The 22,894-nt window shown below is 69.3% G+C and carries 22 protein-coding genes; 17 read left to right on the plus strand and 5 right to left on the minus strand.

Annotated elements, in window-relative coordinates; all coding sequences use genetic code 11:
• The first annotated feature begins 7 nt into the window (after positions 1–7).
• From ACTWQN_RS02140 to ACTWQN_RS02155, 4 genes are all read left to right on the plus strand, one after another.
• A complete protein-coding gene (locus tag ACTWQN_RS02140; protein ID WP_443201577.1) occupies positions 8–1,381 on the plus strand; it encodes an FGGY family carbohydrate kinase in 1,374 nt (457 codons plus the stop codon).
• Positions 1,378–2,364 (plus strand): 1-phosphofructokinase family hexose kinase, encoded by a 987-nt coding sequence (locus ACTWQN_RS02145; protein WP_443201578.1) that lies wholly within the window; start codon positions 1,378–1,380, stop codon positions 2,362–2,364. The genes ACTWQN_RS02140 and ACTWQN_RS02145 overlap by 4 nt, the downstream gene beginning before the upstream one ends.
• A 53-nt stretch (positions 2,365–2,417) precedes the next feature.
• On the plus strand, positions 2,418–3,821 hold the full coding sequence (locus ACTWQN_RS02150) for a sugar porter family MFS transporter (RefSeq protein WP_443201579.1): 1,404 nt from the start codon (positions 2,418–2,420) through the stop codon (positions 3,819–3,821).
• A 76-nt stretch (positions 3,822–3,897) separates the two neighbouring features.
• Entirely contained in the window at positions 3,898–5,634 is a 1,737-nt protein-coding gene (locus ACTWQN_RS02155; protein WP_443201580.1) for a hypothetical protein, read from the plus strand.
• Between the two features lie 5 nt (positions 5,635–5,639).
• Here ACTWQN_RS02155 and ACTWQN_RS02160 read toward each other — a convergent pair whose 3' ends face one another.
• Positions 5,640–7,580: an NB-ARC domain-containing protein gene (locus ACTWQN_RS02160; protein WP_443201581.1), complete on the minus strand. Its 1,941-nt coding sequence runs from the start codon at positions 7,578–7,580 to the stop codon at positions 5,640–5,642.
• A gap of 77 nt (positions 7,581–7,657) precedes the next feature.
• Positions 7,658–8,680, minus strand: a complete 1,023-nt coding sequence (locus ACTWQN_RS02165) for a nucleotide disphospho-sugar-binding domain-containing protein (RefSeq protein WP_443201582.1) — start codon at positions 8,678–8,680, stop codon at positions 7,658–7,660.
• A 28-nt stretch (positions 8,681–8,708) separates the two neighbouring features.
• Between ACTWQN_RS02165 and ACTWQN_RS02170 the strand changes: the two genes are divergently transcribed.
• Positions 8,709–9,278 carry a hypothetical protein gene (locus ACTWQN_RS02170; protein ID WP_443201583.1) on the plus strand — a complete coding sequence of 190 codons (570 nt, stop codon included), beginning with the start codon at positions 8,709–8,711 and terminating at the stop codon, positions 9,276–9,278.
• A gap of 82 nt (positions 9,279–9,360) precedes the next feature.
• Here ACTWQN_RS02170 and ACTWQN_RS02175 read toward each other — a convergent pair whose 3' ends face one another.
• The gene (locus ACTWQN_RS02175; protein WP_443201584.1) at positions 9,361–10,563 is read right to left on the minus strand and encodes an MFS transporter; all 1,203 of its coding nucleotides are present in this window, start codon (positions 10,561–10,563) and stop codon (positions 9,361–9,363) included.
• 165 nt (positions 10,564–10,728) lie between these two features.
• Between ACTWQN_RS02175 and ACTWQN_RS02180 the strand changes: the two genes are divergently transcribed.
• Positions 10,729–11,184 (plus strand): MarR family winged helix-turn-helix transcriptional regulator, encoded by a 456-nt coding sequence (locus ACTWQN_RS02180; protein ID WP_443201585.1) that lies wholly within the window; start codon positions 10,729–10,731, stop codon positions 11,182–11,184.
• Between the two features lie 159 nt (positions 11,185–11,343).
• Positions 11,344–12,168, plus strand: coding sequence for an aldo/keto reductase (locus tag ACTWQN_RS02185; RefSeq protein ID WP_443201586.1), 825 nt, complete (start codon positions 11,344–11,346; stop codon positions 12,166–12,168).
• A 77-nt stretch (positions 12,169–12,245) separates the two neighbouring features.
• Here the strand turns inward: ACTWQN_RS02185 and ACTWQN_RS02190 are convergent, their stop codons facing one another.
• Positions 12,246–13,175: an NADP-dependent oxidoreductase gene (locus tag ACTWQN_RS02190; RefSeq protein WP_443201587.1), complete on the minus strand. Its 930-nt coding sequence runs from the start codon at positions 13,173–13,175 to the stop codon at positions 12,246–12,248.
• Between the two features lie 424 nt (positions 13,176–13,599).
• Positions 13,600–13,761, minus strand: coding sequence for a hypothetical protein (locus tag ACTWQN_RS02195; protein WP_443201588.1), 162 nt, complete (start codon positions 13,759–13,761; stop codon positions 13,600–13,602).
• A 91-nt stretch (positions 13,762–13,852) separates the two neighbouring features.
• On the opposite strand from ACTWQN_RS02195, the gene ACTWQN_RS02200 reads away from it, so the two are divergent.
• The 10 genes from ACTWQN_RS02200 (at position 13,853) to ACTWQN_RS02245 (ending at position 22,872) form a co-directional block, all read left to right on the plus strand.
• The gene (locus tag ACTWQN_RS02200; RefSeq protein ID WP_443201589.1) at positions 13,853–14,059 is read left to right on the plus strand and encodes an FAD-binding protein; all 207 of its coding nucleotides are present in this window, start codon (positions 13,853–13,855) and stop codon (positions 14,057–14,059) included.
• Between the two features lie 281 nt (positions 14,060–14,340).
• On the plus strand, positions 14,341–15,678 hold the full coding sequence (locus tag ACTWQN_RS02205; RefSeq protein WP_443202005.1) for a cation:dicarboxylate symporter family transporter: 1,338 nt from the start codon (positions 14,341–14,343) through the stop codon (positions 15,676–15,678).
• Between the two features lie 30 nt (positions 15,679–15,708).
• On the plus strand, positions 15,709–16,251 hold the full coding sequence (locus tag ACTWQN_RS02210; RefSeq protein ID WP_443201590.1) for a carboxymuconolactone decarboxylase family protein: 543 nt from the start codon (positions 15,709–15,711) through the stop codon (positions 16,249–16,251).
• Between the two features lie 136 nt (positions 16,252–16,387).
• Positions 16,388–17,188, plus strand: a complete 801-nt coding sequence (locus tag ACTWQN_RS02215) for an SDR family NAD(P)-dependent oxidoreductase (protein WP_443201591.1) — start codon at positions 16,388–16,390, stop codon at positions 17,186–17,188.
• 13 nt (positions 17,189–17,201) lie between these two features.
• On the plus strand, positions 17,202–18,077 hold the full coding sequence (locus tag ACTWQN_RS02220; protein WP_443201592.1) for an amidohydrolase family protein: 876 nt from the start codon (positions 17,202–17,204) through the stop codon (positions 18,075–18,077).
• Between the two features lie 122 nt (positions 18,078–18,199).
• A complete protein-coding gene (locus tag ACTWQN_RS02225; protein ID WP_443201593.1) occupies positions 18,200–18,964 on the plus strand; it encodes an IclR family transcriptional regulator domain-containing protein in 765 nt (254 codons plus the stop codon).
• 57 nt (positions 18,965–19,021) lie between these two features.
• The gene (locus ACTWQN_RS02230; RefSeq protein WP_443201594.1) at positions 19,022–19,669 is read left to right on the plus strand and encodes a hypothetical protein; all 648 of its coding nucleotides are present in this window, start codon (positions 19,022–19,024) and stop codon (positions 19,667–19,669) included.
• 57 nt (positions 19,670–19,726) lie between these two features.
• Positions 19,727–20,269, plus strand: a complete 543-nt coding sequence (locus ACTWQN_RS02235) for a GNAT family N-acetyltransferase (RefSeq protein WP_443201595.1) — start codon at positions 19,727–19,729, stop codon at positions 20,267–20,269.
• 244 nt (positions 20,270–20,513) lie between these two features.
• Positions 20,514–21,092 carry a PadR family transcriptional regulator gene (locus tag ACTWQN_RS02240; protein ID WP_443201596.1) on the plus strand — a complete coding sequence of 193 codons (579 nt, stop codon included), beginning with the start codon at positions 20,514–20,516 and terminating at the stop codon, positions 21,090–21,092.
• A 16-nt stretch (positions 21,093–21,108) separates the two neighbouring features.
• Entirely contained in the window at positions 21,109–22,872 is a 1,764-nt protein-coding gene (locus ACTWQN_RS02245; RefSeq protein ID WP_443201597.1) for a sulfatase family protein, read from the plus strand.
• Positions 22,873–22,894 lie beyond the last annotated feature (22 nt).

A 22,894-nucleotide genomic window follows, 5' to 3' on the forward strand; every position in this document is an offset into this window, starting at 1 on the left:
GGGAACAATGTGGTTCCTCGGTGTGGACATCGGCACCACCCACATCAAGGTCGTCGGCGTCACCGACGCCGGTGCGCCCCTGCCAGCCGCCCGACGGCGCACCCCGGTGTCCGAAGAGGACGGTCTGACCTTCCACGACGGCACGGCGATCTGGGCGGCCGTGGCCGAACTGATCACCGGCTACGCCACCGGACCGGCCGTCGCGCACGGTCCGCTGGGCGGGCTCAGCGTCGCGACCCTCGGCCAGGAGGAATCCGTGGCCGTGGACGCGACCGGCGCGATCGTGCACCCGTCCCTGGCGTGGTGGCAGACCTGGCCGGAACCCGCGCTGTCCGCCGAGACCGCCGAGTACTTCGACTCCTTCGAGCACTACCAGGTCTCCGGCCTGCGCTACCGCCCCATCCAGACGCCGGAGCGGATCGCGCAGTTGCGCCGATCGCGCCCCGAGGTCTGGCGGCAGGTCGACAAGTGGGTCGATCTCGGCAGCTACGTGCTGTGGCGGTGCACCGGGGCCTGGGCCGCCAGCACCACCCAGATCACCCACAGCCAGCTGTTCGAGGTGGCCGACGCCAGACCGCACGAACCCAGCATGAACGCGCTGGGCGTGAGCCCGCGCCTGTTCGCGGCCCCGATGGAGCCCGGCGGGATCGTCGGCGAGATCTCGCCCGCCGCACTGCCCGACGTGCGGCTGGTGCCCGGTGCGCCCGCCGTGATGGGCGGGCACGACCAGGTGTTGGCCGCCTACGCCGCCACCACCGCCGGGCGGGGTCGGCCGGTTGGCGCGTTCGATTCGATCGGCACTTCGGAGTACCTGATGGTGCTCGCCACCGAGCACTCGCCGCAGCGGCCCGGATACGACCGCGGGATCGACATCGAGCACGCCTGGCGCGACGGCGAATACCTGCTCGGCTGCGCCGTGCCATCGGGCAAGGTGCTGCAACTGCTCGCCGACCTGTTCTTCGGCGGTGACTTCGAGCGGATCTTCGCCCTGCTGGACTCGGACGACCTGTTGGACTCGGACGATCCCCCGTCCACGGCCCTGCCCGAGGTCACCGTCACCACCATGAGCGGAGCCGACCGCGGACTGCTGTCCCTGTCCGGAATTCCGGCGGAAGCCACCCCGACCGCCGTCGTCCGGCACTGCGTGGACGTCCTCGCCGACACCGCGCTCGCGGCGCTGCGGCTGATGCAGCGGCTGGCCGACGCGCCGGACGGGGACATCGCGCTGCTGGGCTCCCTGTTCGGCCGCGCTGAGATGGTCGCGCACCGGCGTCGGCGCTGGGCGCGGTCCCTGGTCGTCAGCGACGTGCCCGAAGCGGTCGCAACCGGAGCGGCATGGCTGGCCCGCGCGACGGCCACCGCGGGCAGGAGGTCGTCGTGACCGTTGTCATCGCCTCCCCGAACACGGCTGTCGAACGCCTGCTGGTGGTGCGCCGCAATCGGCCCGGCGAGGTCCACCGCCTGATCCGGGACGAGACGCTGGCCGGTGGCAAACCGGTCAACGTCGCCCGCGTGCTGGGTCGGCTGGCCGCGACCGACGACACCGGCACGGCCGCGAATCCCTGGCTGGCCGGTTTTCTCGGCAGCGCCACCGGCGCGCTTGCCGCCGCCGCGCTGGAACGCGAAGGCCTGCACGGCACCTGGGTCAGCACCCAGACCGACACCAGGATCTGCGAAGTGCTGGTCGACCTCGCCGACCCGGGCGGCGCCACCGTCTACAACGCTCCCGGCGCGCCGATCAGCGCCGCCGAACTGGCCGAACTGAACAGCGCGATGACCACCGCGCTGCCCACCGCGGCGGCGCTGGTGTGCGCGGGCAGCGTCGCGCCCGGTGTGCCGGTCGACCAGTACGCCCGGTGGGTGGCGCAGGCGCACCGACACGGCGTGCCGAGCGTGCTCGACGCCACGGGCGAGCACCTGCGCGCTGCCGCGGCCGCCGGACCTACCGTCGTCAAGCTGAACCGGACCGAACTGCTCGCCGCCGCAACCGATCCGAATGCGCTGCTGCGCGACTGGTCGGCCGCAGGCGTGCGGGCCGTGATCATCACCAACGGCGGCGGCCGCACCTTCGCCGTAACCCCGCGGGGCTGCTTCGCGGTGACCGCGCCCGATGTTGACGTCATCAGCGCCGTCGGCTCCGGCGACGCCTTCGCCGCCGGGCTCGTGCACAGCATGCTCCACAGTGGACACGACTGGCCCGGGCACCTGCGCGCGGCGGCGGCCTGCGGAGCCGCGAACGCCACCAGCGTCACCGCGGACCTCCCGCCCGAAGCCGACCTCGCCCGGCTGCGCGCCCGCACGCGCGTCACCGAGTTGGATCCGGCCGAGCTGGCGAACGCGCTCGCCAGCGACATCCACCCCTGAACTTCCCCGGTATCGCCGCAATCCACCGCATCCACGCCGAGATGGAGACTTCCATGGCGAACACCACGAACCCCCACCAAACCCGCACACCCGCCCGAACCGGCTCCACCACCGCCGTCGTGTTGATCACCCTGGTGACGGCCGTCGGCGGCTTCCTGTTCGGCTTCGACAACGGCAGCATCTCCGGATCGGTCAGCTACCTGCAGGACCGGTTCGCGCTCACCGCTGGCGGCATCGGCTGGGTCACCTCCAGCATCATCGTCGGCTGCATCATCGGCGTGATCACCGCCGGGCGACTCAGCGACGCCATCGGCCGCAAGAAGGTCCTGCTGGGCGCATCCATCATCTTCGTCATCGGCGCACTCGGCGAAGCCCTGGCCCCCAGCGCCGGACTGCTGGTGTGCGCGCGCATCCTGGTCGGCATCGGGATCGGCACCGAGACCACCATCGCTCCGCTGTACATCGCCGAGGTCGCACCGGCCCGGCTGCGCGGTCGGCTGGTGTCGTTCAACCAGCTGTTCAACACCATCGGCAACCTGGCGATCTTCTCCATCTCGGCGCTGATCGCCAACGCCCACAGCGACCAGTGGAACACCGATTACGGATGGCGGATCATCTTCGCAACCGGGGTGGTGCCCGCCGTGCTGTTCCTGCTGATGCTGCGATTCATCCCGGAAAGCCCCCGCTGGCTGGCCCGCCGACAGCGCCAGGACGACGCGCTGCGAGTGCTCACCCGGGTGCACGGCTCGCCCGAGCAGGCGAGGCAGGCGCTGGTCGAGCTCAACGGGACGCTGGATCCCGGACAGCGTCCGAAGGTGTCGGACCTGTGGAAACCCGGCTTGCGCAAGGCGTTGGTGATCGGCTTCGGGGTCGCCCTGTTCCAGCAGATCACCGGGATCAACGCGGTGTTCTACTACGCACCCGAGATCTTCAAGTCCGCCGGATTGGGCACCGACACCGCGATGTCCAGCACCGTCCTCATCGGGGTGGTGCTGGTGCTGGCAACGATCGTGTCGATGTGGCTGGTCGACCGGGTGGGCCGCCGTCCCCTGCTGCTCAGCGGCGCAACCCTGATGATGGTCTTCCTGGCGCTGATCGGCTTCCTGTTCCGCGCCACCCACCCCAACGGCACCGCGCTGCTGATCGCCCTGCTGGCCTACGTCGCGGTCTTCGCGGCGTCCTTCGGCACCGTCACCTACATCATCATCGCGGAGATCTTCCCCACCCACATCCGCGGTTTGGCCGCCTCCGCCGCCACCTTCGCCCTGTGGGGCGGCAACTACCTGGTATCGCAGTTCTTCCCGGTCCTCGTGGCGAACATCGGCCCGTCCACCACGTTCTTCATCTTCGCCGCGATCTCCCTGGCCGCGCTGGTCTTCACCGCCGCCCTGGTCCCGGAAACCAAGGGCCGAACCCTGGAACAACTGGAAGGACAGCTGCGCCACGCGCAGGTTTGACCGGGGTCATCTCGGGGTGCGAGACCTCGGTCGCCGCGTGCGCGTGGTCGCCGTGCGGTCGGTTAGTGTCGCTACCGTGAGCACCCCGCACGTGGAGGTTCCGGTCGGTATCAGGGCCGGTGAATGGAACACGGTGGCACCGGAACGCACCGTGCTGGTGGTCGCGCACAACGTCACGACGATCACGAGGCTGTTCGACGTCCTGCCGATCTTCGAAAGCGATTTTCGGGTGCAGGTCGTCGTCAGCTGGAGCGGTTCGGATCCGTTCCGCCACGGCGTCAGCGAATTGCTCAACCGCAGTGGGATGATCGTGATTCCCTGGGACCAGGCGAAGCACACGAAATTCGATCTGGTCATCTCGGCGAGCCACCACGGGGCGCTCACCGACCTCAGCTCACCACTCGTGATCTTGTCGCACGGGATCGGATACACTAAATACTCGCCCGGAAACCGGAAACCGGAAACCGGAAACCGGAAACCGGAAACCGGAAACCGGAAACCGGAAACCGGAAACCGGCAGACCTTCGGCCTTTCTCCGCAATGGGTTCTCTACGACGGGCGGCCCTTCGCCAGTGCGCTGGTGCTGTCGCACGACGAGCAACTCGATCGGCTCGCCGCAGCAGCACCCGAAGCGCTGCCGGTGGCACGGGTCGTCGGAGATCCCTGCTACGACCGGATCGTGGCCAGTGCCGAACAGCGTGATCGCTACCGGGATGCGCTGGGCACCGGTGACCGCACGCTGGTCATGGTGTCGTCCACCTGGTGGTCCAGTTCGCTGCTCGGGACGTGGCCGGGGTTGATCCGCCGGTTGCTCGCGGAGTTGCCGATCGATTCCTTCCAGGTCGTGGCCGCGCTGCACCCGAACACCTGGCACGGCCACGGTCCGGGGCAGATCCGGTCCTGGTTGGCCAACTGCCTCCGTTCCGGTTTGACGCTGCTACCCGAGCTCGATGGTTGGCGATCCGGTTTGGTCGCCGCCGATGTCGTGATCGGCGACCACGGTTCGGTCACGGGATACGGTGCGGCGATCGGAGTTCCCACCCTGCTGGCGGCGTTCCCCGATGATGACGTCGCGCCCGGCTCACCCATCGCGGCGCTCGGCGAGGCGGCACCGAGACTGGATCCCGCGGTCCCGCTGCGACGGCAGATCGAAGCCGCGATCAGACGGCACGCTCCCTCGGCGAGCGCGGCCGTTGCACAGCTCGTCACCTCCGCGGCGGGCGAGGCCCTGCACCGGCTGCGGGCGTTGTGCTACGAGCTGATGAGGCTGCCGGAGCCAGCAGACGAACTCCCGGTGGCTCCCGTTCCCAGCACCGCGGTTCCCGCCGAGGATCGGGCACCGTCGCTGCTGGCGTTTCGGGCCGAGCACGTGGTCGACACCCGGACTCGGACTGTTCGGTTCGTTCGCCACCCTGCGGAGCTCACCCGTGGTGGCCCCGAGTTCGCCGCCCCGGCCGAGCAGCCGGACACGCACCTGTGCTGCCCCTTCGACTATCCACTTCGGACGATTCGGCGCGCTGCCGCAGTGCTCGTGCGGCAGCGCGGCGACCTGCCGGAGCAGGCCGAGGGCTGGTTGTCGGACACCTTCGAACGCAACCCGTCCAGCCAGGTGGTCGCCGTCCTCGACGAGCGGTCCTGCACCGCGCACCACCGCGACGGCACGCGGATCGCGCTGCGGGCCGAGCGCCTACCGCCCGATGTGCAGGCTTGCGCCGCCTACGCCTGGCTTTCCGCCACGGACTCGACGCTGCCGGTGTCGATCACGGTCGAGCTCGACGAGCGACGGCACCGAGTCGACATCGAGGCGATCTGAGCAGATCACCCGCGAAGCTCGTCGGCGACGGCCCGCCATGCCTTCGCGTCGTCGGGCCTGCCCTCTATGTCCGCGATGCGCGCCAACTCCTCGGCCGCCTCGATCGCCTTGTCGCGCATGGACCGTTCGCGGAACGTGGCGAATGCCGATTCCAGCAGCGCAATGGCCTCGCCGCGACGGTCCAGCCCGGCCAACTCCCGGCCCAGGTCGAGGCCGGTGCGCGCCAGGTTGATCGGCTCGTCGCGTTCGGCGAAGTACTCGTGCGCGACGTGCAGCGCGGCTGCCGCTTGCTCGTGCTCGCCGAGCGCGCCGGAATTCCGGCCGACGTGCATGGCCAGCAATGCGCGTGCCCGCTGTTCGTGCACCGGATCGCCCATCAACGGCACGGCATCCGCGGACTGCCGCAGCGATTCGAGCGCACCGGCACGATCCCCGCGCGCCTCGCGGGCCAGTCCGTGCCACTCGTACACGCTCGCGAACCCGGGCTCGTACCCGGTCTGCAACGCCAGCGCCACATAGCGATCCGCCGCATCCGGTTCGCCACAGCGTTCGTGCAGCCCCGCGAGATCGCGATGGAGCTGCCACGCTTCGCCCGCCTCGGGACCGCGTTCCAGCGCCCGCTGATACGCGTCGATCAGTTCGGTGCACTGGCGGGTCTGGTAGCCGAAGGACCACAGCGCCAACGGGAACACCGCGGTGAGCTCGTCCTGCGGGTGGTCGCCGTCGGCGGCCATGGCGGCGATCATGTTCGGCCATTCCACCTCGGCCTCCGCCCACGCCCGGCGCTCGTCCGCGCTGGCGTAGGCGGGGTCGATCGCTTGGTAGTGCTGCTGCGCCCCCAGCGGAATCGGCCGGTGCGACAACGTCTTGTCCAACGCCACCTGCCTGCGGCAGTACCACCACCGCGCCCTGTGCGCGGTCGAGGCGATCTCCATCGGCGAGAAGGTCGCGCGAGCCCGGTCCTGCGCGTGCGCGCGCACCAGGGAGTGGAACCGGTACCGGCCCTCGCCGTGGCGTTCCAGCACGTAGCGGCGCGCCATCTCGCGCAGCAGCCGCACCGCGTCCGCTTCGCTGACGCCGAGCACTTCTGCCGCGACACCGGTTCCGAAGTGCGGTCCGGGCAGCAGGGACAGCAGCTCGTAGGCGCGCGCCTCGTCCGGTTCGAGCTCCTGGTAGGTGGTTTCGAACACGCGCAACACCGGACGATCGCCTTCGAGTTCCAGTGCCTCATGCGGTTTGGTGCGCAGCAGTGCGACGAGGTAGTCGGCGGGCGCGTCCGGTTCGCTGAGGTTGGCCGCCGCGATCGACAGCGCGAGCGGCAATCCCTCGCACACCTCGCGCACCCCGCGCAGCACGTCGGGTTCGATCTCGCCGAGGCGTTCTCCGGCGATCAGCGTGATCAGCTGCTTGGCGTGTTCGTCGCGGAACGGCCGCACCTCGACCGGGGTGAAACCCCGACGGCGCAACGCGGTCAACGGCCGCCTGGTGGTGATCACGACCGCCGCGGTCGGCGAGTCGAACAGCAGCCGCTCGACCTGGTCGGCGCGCGCGACGTCGTCCAGGAGCATGAGCACCTTCCGGCCAGCCAACCGCGAACGCAGCTCGGCGAATCGGTCATCGGCCCTTTCGGGTATCTCGTCACCGGTGTAGCCGAGCTGGCGCAGGAAGGATCCCGCGACTTCCTCGGCGCTGGCTTCCGCGTCCGATCCGCGCAGGTCGTAGTAGAGGTGGGCGTCCGGGTACTGGTCGGCCACCTCGTAGCAGGCCTGCACGCCGAGGGTGGTCTTGCCGACGCCCTCCGGCCCGGTGAACACCCGCAGCAGCGGGGCACCGCTGGCGATCGCGGCCTGCGCGTCGGCGGTGAACGCGCCGATCTCGTCTTCGCGGTCGACCAACAACACCGGTCGCATGGGCAACGACCGGGGTCCCCGGGACTGCTCGCGCACAGCGGAGTTCCTTCCGTCATGATCGGCCGACTGATCGGGACCCTATCGGCTCATGACTGCGAACGGTGAGCGGATCGCTACGAACCGCGAGCCGCTTGCACGAGCGTCCGCGCGGCCAACCGCGCGGTGTCGCCCCGCCGGATCCTGACCTGCACCTCCTCCAGTGCGGATCGCGTTCTGGGATCGGCGGCGAGTTGTTCGGCGGCTTGCCGCGCCGAACCGCGCAGCCGGGCGCCGAGTTCCAGTCCGACCAACCGCCGCGCCGTGGCGCGCTGCTCGCGGTTGCGGGGGGCCAGCAGCATCGGCACCGCCTCGGCGAGCGCCTCCTGAACCGAGTTCATCCCGCCATGGGTGAGGAAAACCGTCGTCTCCGCGAGCAGCGCGCGCTGCGGCAACCAGCGTCGAGCCAGCACGTTGTCCGGCAGCGGACCGAGTTCGGCTGGGGCGAGATGGCCGGTGGCCATCCGCACGGTCCACTCGCTGTCGGCGAACTCCTCGACGATCGACCGGAAGAACGTGGCCGTCCGGGCGAAAACGGTGCCCGGCGAGACCAACAACAACGGCCCGGGCAGGCTTGGTGCGCACCGCTGCGCGGGTGCGAGCAGGGGTCCGACGAAGTGGAACCGGTGGCCGAACCGGTGCCGCCGGGGTTGCAGTTCAGGCAGGCTGTTCACCAACACCGTCCCGGCCAGCCGCGGTGAACGGGCGTGCGTGGGGCTGAACCACACCACCGGGATGCCCAACCGCCGGGCGGCCTTCGCCGCCGCGGGCACCGCCGGATCGACGACGACCGCCGCCGGGCGCCGGGCCCGGAACTCCGCCGCGCAGCGCCGCGCGAGCGCCCGCAGCGCCACCGCGCGCCCCGACCGCACCCGAGCCAGCCGGGCCAGTTCACCTGGTCCCCACCTGGGCGGTGACCACACCTCCGATTCGCGATCCGCCGGAACCGCCGACGCTCCCACCCCGGCGATCCGGGCGGCGAACCGCGCTCCCGCGATCATCCGCACCGGCTCCCCCGCGGCCACCAACTCGGCCGCCACCGGCAGCATCGGATGAACATGCCCATCCGCCGAGTACGGCACGAACACGAACCCCGCCACCCGCCACCTCCCCTATCGTCTGCAGATCATGAACGCGACAATCCCGTGGTGGGGATCCGGCCTGTTCACCGTCGTCGGTGCTGCCGTCACGAGCATGATCACGCTGGTGCTGGGACTGCTCAACCGCCGAAGCGAACGGCGCAGGCTTTCCCGGGAGCGGAAGGTTGCCGACTACCCGGAGCTGGTCTCCGCCGCGAGCACCCTCGCCGAACTCCCGGTCTGGCCAGCCGAATCAGCGGATCCGCGCGCCCAGTACGACGAGCTCCACTCGCTCGCGCAACGGATCGCGTTCTTCAGCCCGCAAAAGGTCACCGGCACCCTGCCCGAACTGCTCAACGCCGGTGATCACCTCGTCAAGGCCATCACCGACATCCGGGCCGACAGCCGACCCGTCCACGGCAACAACGTCGACCAGCGGTACGCCGAGCGGCACGGCGCGGCGGTCAACCGGCTCGACGAGGCGATCAACGCCTTCGCCACGGCGGCCCGGACCGATCTGGAGATCAAGACGCCCTACACGCTCGTCCGAGCCGACCGGAGCTGGTCCGCGCCAGCCGCGAAGAAGCGTCCCAGCGCCTCGACCAAAAGTCCTAAGTAGACATTTCACGGCGCGAGCGGCTCGCTGAATCCGCGTGGCCGATCGGATTCAGCGAGCGCGCTGCGTTTTCCGGGACGGAAGTTCAGTGTTGCGATGCCGCGGCCGGGGCGGGCTGCGTGGCGTCGTCGGCGGTGCGGGCGTCGGTCCGGCGCTCCAGGGTGGCGGAGAAGACGGCCAGCACGAGAGCGGAACCGGCGAGCAGGGCGCCGACCCAGTTGGGCGCGGTGTAGCCCAGTCCGGCGTCGATGACGATTCCGCCGAGCCAGGCGGAAAGGGCGTTGCCGAGGTTGAAGGCGCCGATGTTGGCCGCCGAGGCCACGGTCGGGGCGCCGTGCGCCTGGTCCAGGACGCGCTTCTGCAGCGGCGGCACGGTGGCGAAGCCGAGCCCGCCCACCAGGGCGATGGTGACCGCCGACAGGATCTGGCTGTGGGCCGTGAGGGTGAACAGCGCGAGCACCAGGGCGAGTCCGCCGAGCGAGACGTAGAGCATCGGCATCAGGGCGCGTTCGGCGAACTTGCCGCCGAGCAGGTTGCCGGTAACCATGCCCAGGCCGAACAGCACCAGCAGCCAGGTCACCGAACCCTCGGCGAAACCGGCGACCTCGGTCATCATCGGTGCGATGTAGGTGATCGCGGCGAACACGCCGCCGAAGCCGAGCACGGTCATCGCCATGGCCAGCAGCACTTGGACGTTCTTGAAGGCGGCCAGCTCGTGGCGCAGCCGCACACCCGCGGGCTTGGGAATCTCGGGGACCAGCTTGATGACGCCGAGCAGGCCCACCACGCCCAGGGCGGCGACGAGGACGAAGGTGACGCGCCAGCCGACCGACTGGCCGATCAGCGTGCCGCCCGGCACGCCCACCACGTTGGCGATGGTCAGCCCGGTGAACATCAGGGCGATGGCGCTGGCCTTCTTCGCTGGCGCGACCAGTTCGGCGGCGACCACCGAGCCGATGCCGAAGAACGCGCCGTGCGCGAGCGAGGCCACGATTCGGCCGATCAGCATCACACCGAAGACCGGCGCGATCGCCGACAGCAGGTTGCCGACCACGAACAGGCCCATCAGCAGGATCAACATCTTCTTGCGGGACACCTTGGTGCCCAGCACGGTCATCAGCGGCGCACCGAGCACCACGCCCAGCGCGTAGCCGGTCACGAGCAGGCCGGAGGTGGGGATGGAGACCCCGAACTCCGCCGCCACCTGGGGCAGCAGCCCCATGATCACGAATTCCGTTGTCCCGATTCCGAAGGCCCCGATGGCCAGGGCGAGCAGGGCGAGAGGCATGAGAGATCACATTCTCCGACGAGGCGGGGCCGCGCTCTCCGACATTGCAGGCGCACCTTACGGGCATAGACAATACTTGCGCTCGCACTATATTGCAAACGACGTCAATTGCGGCCGATGCTCTATCCTGGGTCCAGTCGCCCCGAACAGAGGAGCCACGCACCCATGACCGCCACCGACCCCTCCCTCACCGCCCTCGCCCAGAGCTGGTGCGCACTCTCCCTGCTCCACGGCAAGATCGAGGCCCACATCGAGCGCATCCTGCAGGCCGAACACGACCTGAGCGTGCGCGAGTACTCGGTGCTCGACGTCCTCAGCCGCCAGCACGACGGCGAGGGAGGCCACCTGCAGATGAAGCAGGTGGCCGACGCCGTCGTGCTCAGCCAGAGCGCGACCACTCGCCTGGTCACCCGCCTCGAAGACCGCGGACTGCTCTCCCGCTACCTCTGCCCCACCGACCGCCGCGGCATCTACACCGACGTGACGAAAGCGGGACTCGCACTGCTGGAAGCGGCCCGGCCCACCAACGAAACGGCCCTGCGCGAGGCACTGGACGAAGCCGCGCGGCACGCCGAACTCGCTCCGTTCGTCAGGGCGGTCGAATCGGCCCACGGCGACTAGCGCACGCTGACCCTGTTTGCACTAAGCAGCGTACGCAACTATTGTTGATGCACGTAAGGGGTGTGCGCAACTAAGTGGCGCGGCAGCCATCGAAGGCCGCCGGAGCGCTCGGCCACCGCACCCCGCCGACAACGCTCATCACCGCAACAGGAGTCCACCGTGACCGCAGTCCCCAACATCGCGCTCAACAACGGCGTCGAGATTCCGCAGCTGGGCTTCGGCGTCTTCCAGGTACCGGACGACGAGACGACCGCCGCGGTCACCGCCGCACTCGCGGCCGGTTACCGCTCCATCGACACGGCCGCCATCTACGGCAACGAGGCAGGCGTCGGCCGCGCCCTGGCCGCCTCCGGCATCGCCCGCGAGAACCTGTTCATCACCACCAAGCTGTGGAACAGCGAGCAGGGCTACGACACGACCCTCAAGGCATTCGACGACAGCCTGGCCAAACTCGGCCTCGACTACGTCGACATGTACCTCATCCACTGGCCGACCCCGGCCCGCGACCGGTACGTGGACACCTGGAAGGCCATCGAGAAGCTGGTCGCGGACGGCCGCGTGCGCACCGCCGGTGTCTCCAACTTCCAGCCCGCGCACCTGCGCCGCCTGCTGGACAGCAGTGCGCTGGTCCCGGCCGTCAACCAGATCGAACTGCACCCGCGGCTCCAGCAGGCGGAGCTGCGCGCCTTGCACGCCGAACACGGCATCGCCACCGAGGCGTGGAGCCCCCTCGCCCAGGGCAGGCTGCTCGACGACCCGGCGCTGGCGGCGATCGCCGAACGGCACGGCAAGTCGGCCGCGCAGGTGGTGCTGCGCTGGCACCTGCAGCTGGGCAACATCGTGATCCCCAAGTCCGTCACGCCCGCCCGCATCCGCGAGAACATCGATGTCTTCGACATCGTGCTCTCCGACGACGAGATGACCGCGATCGCCGCGCTCGACCGCGGCCTGCGCGTCGGCCCGGACCCCGACACGGTCAACTGACCGGCCGCCGCGGGCAGTTCCAGGGCCAGCAACCGGTTTTCCGGGCGAGCACTGGAACTGCCCGCCTCCCGCGCTGGCTAGTCCTCGCGGCTGACGCGGATGGCGATCTTGCCGCGGACGTGCCCGGTTTGGTTCAGCCGCAAGGCTTCGGCGGCGTCTTCCAGGGCGAAGCTCTGCGCGACCGGGACGGTCAGTCGGCCAGCATCGGCGAGGTCGGCGAGCACCTGCAGATCCGCGCCGTTCGGACGCACCCACACAACAAGCCCACCGGCCTGCTCGACCGAGCCGTCCGCGATCGAGCCGTGCCGACCGCCGTCGCGCAAGACCGCGCGGGTGGTCTCCAGCACGCCTCCCACGAAGTCCGCGACGACATCCACCCCCTCCGGTGCCAATGCCCGCACCCGCTCGGCCAGCCCTTCTCCGTAGGTCACGGGCTCCACGCCGAACGAACGCAGGAACTCGTGGTTGCGTTCCGAGGCCGTGCCGATGACCCGCGCGCCGCGTGCTCGGGCGAGCTGCGCGCCGAGCGAACCCACTCCCCCGGCCGCGCCGTGGATCAGCACGGTGTCGTCGGCGCTGGCGTTGAGCCGGTTCAGCAGCTGGTAGGCGGTCAGCCCCGCGAGCGGCAGCCCGGCGGCCTGGTCCCAGTCGAGCGCGGCGGGACGGCGCGCCACCGCACGTACCGGCACGGAGATGAACTCGGCGAACGTTCCATCGTGGACGAAATCCTTGCGGGCGTAGCTGATGACCTCGTCGCCCGGCTGGAACTCCGGCGTGTCGTAGCCGACGGACTCGACGACACCCGAGACGTCCCAGCCGGGCACCACCGGGAAGAACGCCTGCATGACTTCGTCGAGGTAACCGGCCATCAACTTCCAGTCCACCGGGTTGACCGCCGCGCTGCGCACCCGGATCAGCACCTCGCCGGGCCCAACCTTCGGCATCGGCCGATCGGCCAAGGCCAGGACGTCCGGACCGCCGTACTCTTCGTAGATCATCGCCTTCATGCCTCAACCCAACCCGAGATTCTCGCTCGACATTCCGTGAAACACCTCACCCGATCAGCCGGGAGCGAGGAACCCGGTTCTCACCGGAACAACCCCTCACGACACCGCTTGATCGGCGAAACCGCCCTTGGGGTCGGTCATTTCGAGATCTGTACCGTCCGGGTCGTTGAAACCGGGTGGCGCGCGTACCGTGGCACGCGCCCGCGGTGAACGCAAGCGGAAAGACCCTTCGCGCAAGCACCCTCGGGGTCCGCGAACCACGCCGCGCGGAATTCTCGGCCATCGACGCGCATTCCAGTCATCACGGGTCGCCGGTGTCTTCCGTGGAGCCTTGGGATCCCGCAGCAGACACCGGCGCAACATCGCGCATCCCGCACTGGCCGGAAACCACCACGGCTCGTCCTCGCGGGGCGGCGCCGGTGGGTCAGCTGACCGGAACCGGCGCGTCGGCGGCGATGATCTCCTGCTCGCGCAGCGAATTCCAGAAGGCGGTCGGAACATCTTCGGCGAGTGCGCCGAGATCCTCGGCGATGCGGGCTTCGGCGTCCTGGATGTTCAGCGGGGCGACGGCAGTGGTGGTGCTCATCGGGGATTCCTCCTGCGAAGTTGGGACTGGGCGAGGGGATGTCGTCGACCCGCCGTTAATGCAAACGCCTCAAAGCGACAGCCCCTGGCGGGTGTCGTGCCGCCGAGCCGACCTGGCAGTACTGGCGGCTGGCGGGATCAACGCCGCACTGTCCACGATGGACCCGGAGGACAGCTGGCAACAGCACGCGGCGGACACCCTCAAGGAGAGCTACCCGCTGGCGCACCCGAAGACGGTGCGGATCGTGACGGAGGGCCCGGCCCGCGGTATCGAGGACCTGGTGCGGTCTCGTGAGTGATTGTTCCGGTAAGAACCGGATTTTCACTCACGAGCAAATCTGACGCCGCAAAGCAGTGGATTGCCCACTCCGGCAACATCACGCTGAGTGCCCCCGCGCTGACCATCTGCTCACAGCCGACACCTTGGACGACTATCCAAAGTAGATGCTGAGCACCACGGCGACTTCCGCGTGCCACGACTGGCCGCACTGCCGGGTATTGACAGAGTCTTTCGCATGCCTCATTGTTTGTTCGCCCAACGCACATCTGTACGTCTGTCGCACAGGAGACAAAGGTGTCGATGCGATCACTGCTGCGCAGCGCATTCACAACGAAGCTCTACGTAACCGTTCTCATCGCGATCGCACTCGGTGCCGCGCTCGGCCTCGTCGCGCCCGGAGTCGGCGCCGCACTCGAACCGGTCGGTACCGGGTTCATCTCGTTGATCCAGATGCTCATCGCGCCCGTGGTGTTCTGCACGATCGTCACCGGCGTGGCGTCCGCAGGTGAGCTGACCTCGGTGGGACGGGTCGGGGTGAAAGCCCTGGTCTACTTCGAGGTCGTCACGACGATCGCGCTCATCGCCGGTCTGGTCGTGATGGACGTGTTCGGGCCCGGTCGCGGGCTCAACGCCGATCCGAACGCGCTGCAGGTATCGGGTTCCGCGCAGAAGTACCTGCAGAGCGGCGAGAGCCAGCACTGGTACGACTTCCTGGTCAACATCATCCCGCACAGCGTGGTCGGCGCGTTCACCGAGGGCAACGTCCTGCAGGTGTTGCTGATCGCGATCCTGTTCGCCATCGCCATCAAGGCGCTCGGACAGCGCGGCGAGCCGTTGGTGCGCGGCATAGCCCGGGTCGGCGACGCGGTGTTCGGCGTGGTGAAGCTCGTGATGTACCTGGCGCCGGTGGGTGCCTTCGGCGCGATGGCCTACACGACGAGCAAGTTCGGGATCGGGACGCTGACCAGCCTCGGCAGCGTGATCGTCCTGTTCTGGGCGAGCGGCATCGCGTTCGGCCTGCTGGTGTTCGGGTTGATCGCCCGCATGTGCGGGCTGCGGATCCTCAAGATCTACCGGTACTTCAAGGACGAGCTGCTGATCACGCTGGGGACCTCGAACTACGAGGTGGTGATGCCGCAGCTGATGCGCAAGCTGGAGCACCTCGGCGCGCCGAAGCGGATCGTCGGGCTGGTCGTGCCCGCCGGGTACGCGTTCAACGGCGATGGCGTGTGCCTCTACCTCGGCTTCGCTTCCCTCTACATCGCGCAGGCGTTCAACGTCGACCTGTCGCTGTGGCAGCAGATCGCGCTGCTGGCGGTCTTCCTGATCACCTCGAAGGGCAGCGCGGGAGTCGCCGGTGCGGGCTTCGTCATCCTCGCGGCGACGCTGTCGACGACCGGGGTGGTCCCCGTCGTCGGGATCATGCTGATCCTGGGCATCGACCGCTTCCTGTCGACCATGCGCGGCCTGGTCAGCCTGTCCGGGCAGATCATGGGCAGCATCGTCGTCGCGCGCTGGGAACACTGCCTAGACGCCGACCGGGCGCGTGCGGTCCTGAACCGCGAACCCGTCGCGCCCCTGCCGAACGCCGAGACGCCCGCCGACGACGTTGCCAGTCGCGCAGGCGACCCCCGCTGACCCCGCCTCCTCGAAACGAAAGGAACATCGATGGCACGCCTGGACTACCAGAGCGGCGACGGCGAGATCGCCGACCGGATCCGCGAGCGCCGCGGCGGGCACCTCACGCCCTTGGACCAGATGCTGCTGCACAGCCCGCCGATCGCCGACGGCTGGAACAGCCTGCTCGGTGCGGTCCGCACCCGCGTCGGCCTGCCCGCCGACATCCGGGAACTCGCCATCCTGCGCGTCGCGGCGGTCAACGGCGCCGACTACGAGTGGAACGCGCACGAACCGATCGCGCACGCCGCGGGACTGACCCGAACCGGCGCGCTCCGCACCGACGCAACCGCCGACGCCGCCGCGGCGCTCACCGCACCCCAACGCGCCGCGCTCGCCTACACCGATGCGATGACCCGATCCGTAGCGGTACCCGACGAGATCTTCGACGCCCTGCGCGAGCACTTCAGCGACCAGCGCATCGTCGAGCTCACCGCGACGATCGCCGCCTACAACATGGTCTCCCGGTTCCTGATCGCCCTGCACGTCGGAAAGCAGGACGAACCGGGCAACCGGAACGGAGTGGTGGCATGAGCAGCCCTGTGTCAACCTCAGTCCTCCTCAACCGCACCCCAGGGGACCGTGACGCAAACCAGCCACCAGAAACCACGCAACGGGAGATCGGGCTGGACGCAACCACCACTGTGAATCGCGGAGAGGCGGACCGGGCATGAGCGGTCGTTTGGCGGGCAAGGTCGCGATCGTCACGGGCGCGGGCAGCGCCGGGCCGGGCTGGGGCAACGGCCGGGCGACCGCGGTGGTCTTCGCCCGCGAAGGCGCGAAGGTGCTGGTCGTGGACCGCGACACCGATCCGCTGCGGCCGACCTTGCAGATGATCTCCGACGGAGGCGGCACCGCGGTGGCGCACACCTGCGACGTCACGGACTCCGCGGCCGTCGCGGGCATGGTCGAGGCCGCCCTCGGCGCGTTCGGCCGGGTCGACGTGCTCGTCAACAACGTCGGCGGATCGCGCCACGGCGGGCCCGTCGAGCTCGACGAGCAGACCTGGCACGCCCAGCTCGACGCCAACCTCTCCAGCGCCTACCTGGGGTGCAAGCACGTCATCCCGGTCATGGCGGAACAGGGCGGCGGCGCGATCGTGAACATCGCCTCCACCTCCGGGCTGCGCTGGACCGGCTCGGCCCAGGTCGGCTACGCATCGGCGAAAGCGGGCGTCATCCAGCTCTCCAAGGTGGTCGCGGTGCAACACGCGCCGGATCGGATCCGGGTCAACACCGTTGTCCCCGGCCAACTGCACACCCCCATGGTCGAGGCCCGGCTCGCCGGTCAGCGCACCGGCGGCGACGTCGACGCGCTGCTCGCCCAGCGCCAAGCGCGCATCCCGCTCGGCTTCATGGGCGACGGCCGCGACACCGCCCACGCCGCGCTGTTCCTCGCCTCCGACGAAGCGCGGTTCATCACCGGCACCGAGATCGTCGTCGACGGCGGCATGACCGCCCGCTGCGACTGAACAGGAGGACCCGATGAGCACCCCCGCCAACCCGGGGCCGCATCCGTCCCCGCACGCCCCGACGATCGACCTGCCCGCGGGCGCCTGCGACTCGCACTGCCACATCTTCGGGCCCACCGACCGGTTCCCGTACGCCCCCGACCGCACCTTCACGCCGCCCGAAGCACCGCTGGCGGATCTGCGGAAGCTGCACGACCTGCTGGGATTTCGCCGAGCGGTGATCGTCCAGTCGGCGGCGCACGGCGCCGACCACGCCTCGCTGGTGGCCGCGCTGGCCGAAGGCGCCGGTCGTTACCGCGGTGTCGCGCTGATCCGCCCGGACACCAGTCCCGCCGAGGTCGCCCGGTTGCACGATGCCGGGGTGCGGGGCGCCCGGCTGCACTTCACCCCGCATCTCGGACCAGCCCCTTCGCCGGAGGCGGTCGAGGCGATCATCGAGCTGGTCCGGCCGTACGGCTGGCACATCGCGCTGCACGTGGCCGACGACGGGATCGCCGAACACGAGGACTTCGTCCGGTCGCTGCCGCTACCGGTCGTGATCGACCACATGGCCCGCGTCGACCTGCGGCAAGGCCTCGAATCACCTGCGGTGACAGCGCTGCGGCGCCTGTTGGACACCGGGCGCATCTGGGTCAAGCTCAGCGGCGCCGACCGCCTCGCCACCGCGCCGCCGGACATGGGTGACTCGGCCGCGCTCGCCCGCTTGCTGGCCGAGACGGCGCCCGAGCGGGTCGTGTGGGGCACCGACTTCCCGCACCCGAACACCCACGGTTTCGTGCCCGACGACGGCGACCTCGTCGACCTCCTCGCCGAGATCGCCCCCACCGCCGTGCGGCGGCAGCGCTTGCTGGTCGACAACCCCACCGAATGTTTCGACTTCCCGCGCTGAAAACCTGTTTTCGAGTCGCCTCGTGCGGCGCTGGCGAGGAACAACGTTCGTCGGCGCCGCGACGTGGCGGTAGATTTCGCCCGGCGGCGCAAGGTGCAAGACGATCAACGGGGGAGCCAGGAGTGTCACGCGAAGACCCGGATTTCATCGACTCCGTCGACAAAGCGTTCCAGGTGATGATGGTCTTCTCAGCGGAGCATCCGGAGCTGAGCATCAGCCAGGTCGCCGAACTCACCGGCCTGACCCGGGCCACCGCGCGGCGGCTGCTGCTCACCTTCACCCGGGTCGGTTTCGCCACCCAGCAGGACCGCCGATTCCGGTTGACCTCGAAGGTGATGCGGCTGGGCTACGGGTACCTGTCCGCCTCCCCGTGGTGGGAACACGCCGAGTCGCACATGCGCAGCCTGTCGAACTCCACCCGGGAATCCTCTTCGCTGGCGACCCTGGACGGCACCGAAATCGTCTACCTGGCAAGGGTTCCGAGCCCCCGGAGCGTGTCGATGACGCTCAACATCGGTTCCCGGCTACCGGCTTACCCGACCTCGCTCGGCCGGGTGCTGCTCGCCGCGCTCCCGGACGCCGCGATCGACGACTACTTCCGGGAAGTCGACCTCAAGGCGCTGACCCCGCAGACGATCATCGACCCCGGTGAACTGCGCGAAGCCCTGATGGCGGTCCGCGAAGACGGCTTCGCCCTGATCGACGGCGAACGCGAAGAAGGTGTCCGCTCGGTCGCCGCGCCCGTCCGGGACCGCGACGGCGTCATCGCCGCGCTCAACATCTCGGTCAACGCGGCGCGCATGTCGGCCGAAGAACTCCGCGAGCGGTGCGCTCCGCTGGTTCGCGAGCACGCGGACGCCATCACGGCCGAGATCATCCACACGTAACGGCGGCTACGCCGGGCAGCAGCACTCCGCGCAAGACCAGCGCCACAGGGAGAACCGATGGCTGAAGGCATGCTCTTCGTACTGTCCGAACCCGCACCCGGCCAGGAATCCGAGTTCCACGACTGGTACGACACCGAACACGCACCCGCCCGAATGGGCATCCCGGGCATCCGCACCGCACGCCGGTACCGCGCGGCGGACGGGCAGGCGCCGAGCTGGCTGGCCACCTACGAGCTGGCTCTCGAAGTGCTGGAAACCGAGCAGTACCAGCGGTTGCGCGCCGAACGAAGCGCTCGGGAACGCGCGGTCATCGCCACTTTGACCACTTTGGACAGACGTGTCCACGAGCTGTTGGCGGACCACGGCGAGCAGACCTCGCAACCCGCGCCGACGATCGTGGCCGTTTCCGTGACGGTGCCGACCGACTTCGAGGCCGAGTTGACCCGGTGGTACGAGCAGGAGCACATCCCGCTGCTGCTGGCGATCCCGGGGTGGCAGCGGATCCGCCGCTACCGCAAGGTCACCGGAGCAGGACCGGCGTTCCTCGCGCTGCACGAGCTCACCGACCCGGCGGCCTTCGCCACCGAGGAATACCGGACCGCGACCAACACCCCGTGGCGCAGCGAGATCTTCCAGCGGATAACCCAGCACGAGCGCCGAACCTTCACCTTCCACAAGGAATTCCACCAGCACGCCACGGCATGACGCACTACCCGGACCCTCGGTGCGTTTGACCTCGGCCCGGGCGGGTAGGAAGGCATCATGACGATGTCAGTGCGAACCGCCGGGCCAGCAGACCACCGCCGGATCATGGAATTGCTCGACAGCGCACGCGGGCTGGAGTTGTCGCCGGAAGAACGCGCCAAGCGCGGTTTCGTGCAGGGCAGCTTCGACGAGCGGAAGCTCGCGGCGCTGGAAGCCACCACGGGCGTCTACGTCGCCGAGAACGATGGCGAACTGGCCGGATTCGCGATCACCTCCCCCGCCGACGACCACGACGGCGGTCCCCCGCGACTGACGGTCGACGCAGCCCGCGCCGCTGGCCTGACGAGCGATTTCTTCCTCTACGGACCGGTCGTCGTGGACCCCCGCCACAGCGGCAAAGGCGTCCTGCGGCTCCTGCTCGCCGCGGTGGACGCCAACCTCGCCGACCGGTACGCCCACGCGGTGCTGTTCGTCGAGCACACCAACGAGAAGTCGATGTCCGTACACCGCCACCTCGGAATGACCGAACTGACCGAATTCACCAACAACGGCCGAAATTACGCGGTCTTCACCTTCCCCACCGGCACCTACACCCCCTGACCTCCCCACCCGGCTTCACCCGATGAGGCCGAGGTGAAGGGCACCTTTCGCCAAGTAAGTTGGTAAAAGGTGCCCTTCACCCCTCACTCGAACGAGGAACGGGACGCGGTTCGTGGTGCGCTTGGGGGCGGCGCGGCTCGCTGGTTCCGCCCGCGGTGGGGACCGGGGCAAGTTCTTTGCCCTGCGCGTTCCATGGCGGTTACTATCTCCACTAGGTGAATAGTCCTATATTGGAGGCCGACCGGTGAAGTTCGAGTACCTGTTGCTCGGCCTGTTCGCATTGCGCCCGCACAGCGGATACGACCTCAAGAAGTGGCTTGCCGGGGGCGGGAAGTTCTTCCGCTCCAACTCCGACCAGAGCCAGATCTACCGCCTGCTGGCGCGAATGGAGGGCAACGGCTGGATCACGCACAAGGTCGACCCGCGGGAGAAGCGGCCCGACGCCAAGCTCTACAGCATCACCGACGACGGCCGCGCGGAGCTGCTGCGCTGGGCCCGCTCGACGTACGTCCCGCCGTCGCGGTTCCAGGACGCCGACTTCCTGGTCCGCTTCGTCTTCGGCGGCATCGTCGATCCGGTCGGCTTGCGCGAGCTCATCACCACGGAACTGCAGGCCCGCAAGGACCAGGTGGCGCGGTACCGGGGCCGCGACCGCACCCAGCAGTACATCAATCCCATCCCCGAGGTCGACATCGACCGGGCGAACCTGCTCTTCGAGCTGTCCCACATCCGCGGCATGGCCGAGATCGACGCGTGGATCAACTGGCTGGAGGAAATGCTGGTCGCCCTAGACGCCGCGCAGATCACCAATCCGGCCGAGTGAGGAGAAGACCCCGCGTATGCGCGCCATCATGCTCATGTTCGACACGCTCAACCGCCGGTTCCTGCCGCCCTACGGCGCGACCGGGGTGCACGCCCCGAACTTCACCAGGCTCAGCGAGCGCACCGCGACGTTCGACACCTGCTACGGCGGCAGCATGCCGTGCATCCCGGCCCGGCGCGAGATCCACACCGGGCGCCACAACTTCCTGCACCGGTCGTGGGGCCCGCTCGAACCGTTCGACGACTCGGTGCCGGAAATCCTGTCCCGGCACGGGATCTACCCGCATCTGGTCACCGACCACCAGCACTACTGGGAGGACGGCGGCGCGACCTACCACAACCGCTACCGGACCTACGAGTTCTGCCGCGGTCAGGAAGGCGACAAGTGGAAGGGGCACGTCGCCGACCCCGACATCCCGGACACCATCAGCTGGCGTTCCGGCGCGACCTGGCGGCAGGACTGGATCAACCGCCAGTACCTGCGCGACCCGGCCGACCACCCGCAGACCCGCACCGTCGACGCGGGTCTGGAGTTCCTGGAGACCAACCGCGCCGAGCGGAACTGGTTCCTGCAGATCGAGTGCTTCGACCCGCACGAGCCGTTCTTCAGCTACGACGAGCACCGGGCGCACTACCTGCACGACTACGCGGGCGAGCACTACGACTGGCCGGACTACCGCAGGGTGGCCGAGGACGAGCGAACGGTGCGGCGCGTCCGAGCCGAGTACAGCGCGCTGCTCACCATGTGCGACGCCTCGCTGGGCCGAGTGCTCGACGCGATGGACCGGCACCAGATGTGGGACGACACGATGCTCATCGTGTGCACCGACCACGGACTGCTGCTCGGCGAGCACGGTTGGTGGGGCAAGAACGTGCAGCCCTGGTACGACGAGAACATCCACACGCCGCTGTTCATCTGGGATCCGCGCAGCGGGGTGCGCGGGCAGCGCCGGGCGAGCCTGGTGCAGACCGTCGACTTCGGACCGACGCTGCTGGACTTCTTCGAGGTGCCGGTGCCGGAACTGATGCGGGGCAGGCCGCTGGCCGACACCATCGCCGTGGACGCGCCGGTGCGGGAAGCGGGCCTGTTCGGCATGTTCGGCGGGCACGTGAACGTCACCGACGGCCGGTACGTGTACATGCGCGCGCCCGCGACGCCCGCCAACCAGCCGCTGTTCGAGCACACCCTGATGCCGACGCACATGGCGAGCCGGTTCGCACCCGAAGAACTCGCCGACGCGGAGTTGGTGCCACCGCTGCCGTTCACCAAGGGCGCCCCGGTGCTGCGGATCCCCGGCCGGGCCTGGGGCAACCCGTACGCGTTCGGCACCCTGCTGTTCGACCTGGAAACCGACCCGGGACAGCGCAATCCGCTCATCGACGACGAGCTGGAGCTGCGCATGGCTGGCCACCTCGTGGCATTGATGCGGGCCGCCGACGCGCCGGAGAGCCAGTTCGAGCGGCTCGGACTGCCCGCCGAGGGGCCGGTCACCGAGGATCACCTGCAGGTTCGGGCGCAGCGCGAACAGGCGGCCGCGTCGCAGCAGGAGCTGCCCGATGCGGCCGAGTTCGCCGGTGCCGGGCCCAACGTCACCACCCCGGTGCGGGAGTTGCTCGGCGAGCAGCGGACCCGGGAGGTCGTGCTCCGGCACCTGCCGATGCTGGCCAATCCGGGCTTCGCCGAACGCGTGGCCGGGCGGTCGCCGTGGCAGCTGGCGCTCACGACACCCGGCCTGTCGGCGGACGCGCTGCGGTCGCTCAACGCGGAACTGGTGGGCTGACCCGGCTCGGGCCAGCCCATCG

The organism is Saccharopolyspora antiqui (assembly GCF_052246905.1).
Classification (GTDB): domain Bacteria; phylum Actinomycetota; class Actinomycetes; order Mycobacteriales; family Pseudonocardiaceae; genus Saccharopolyspora.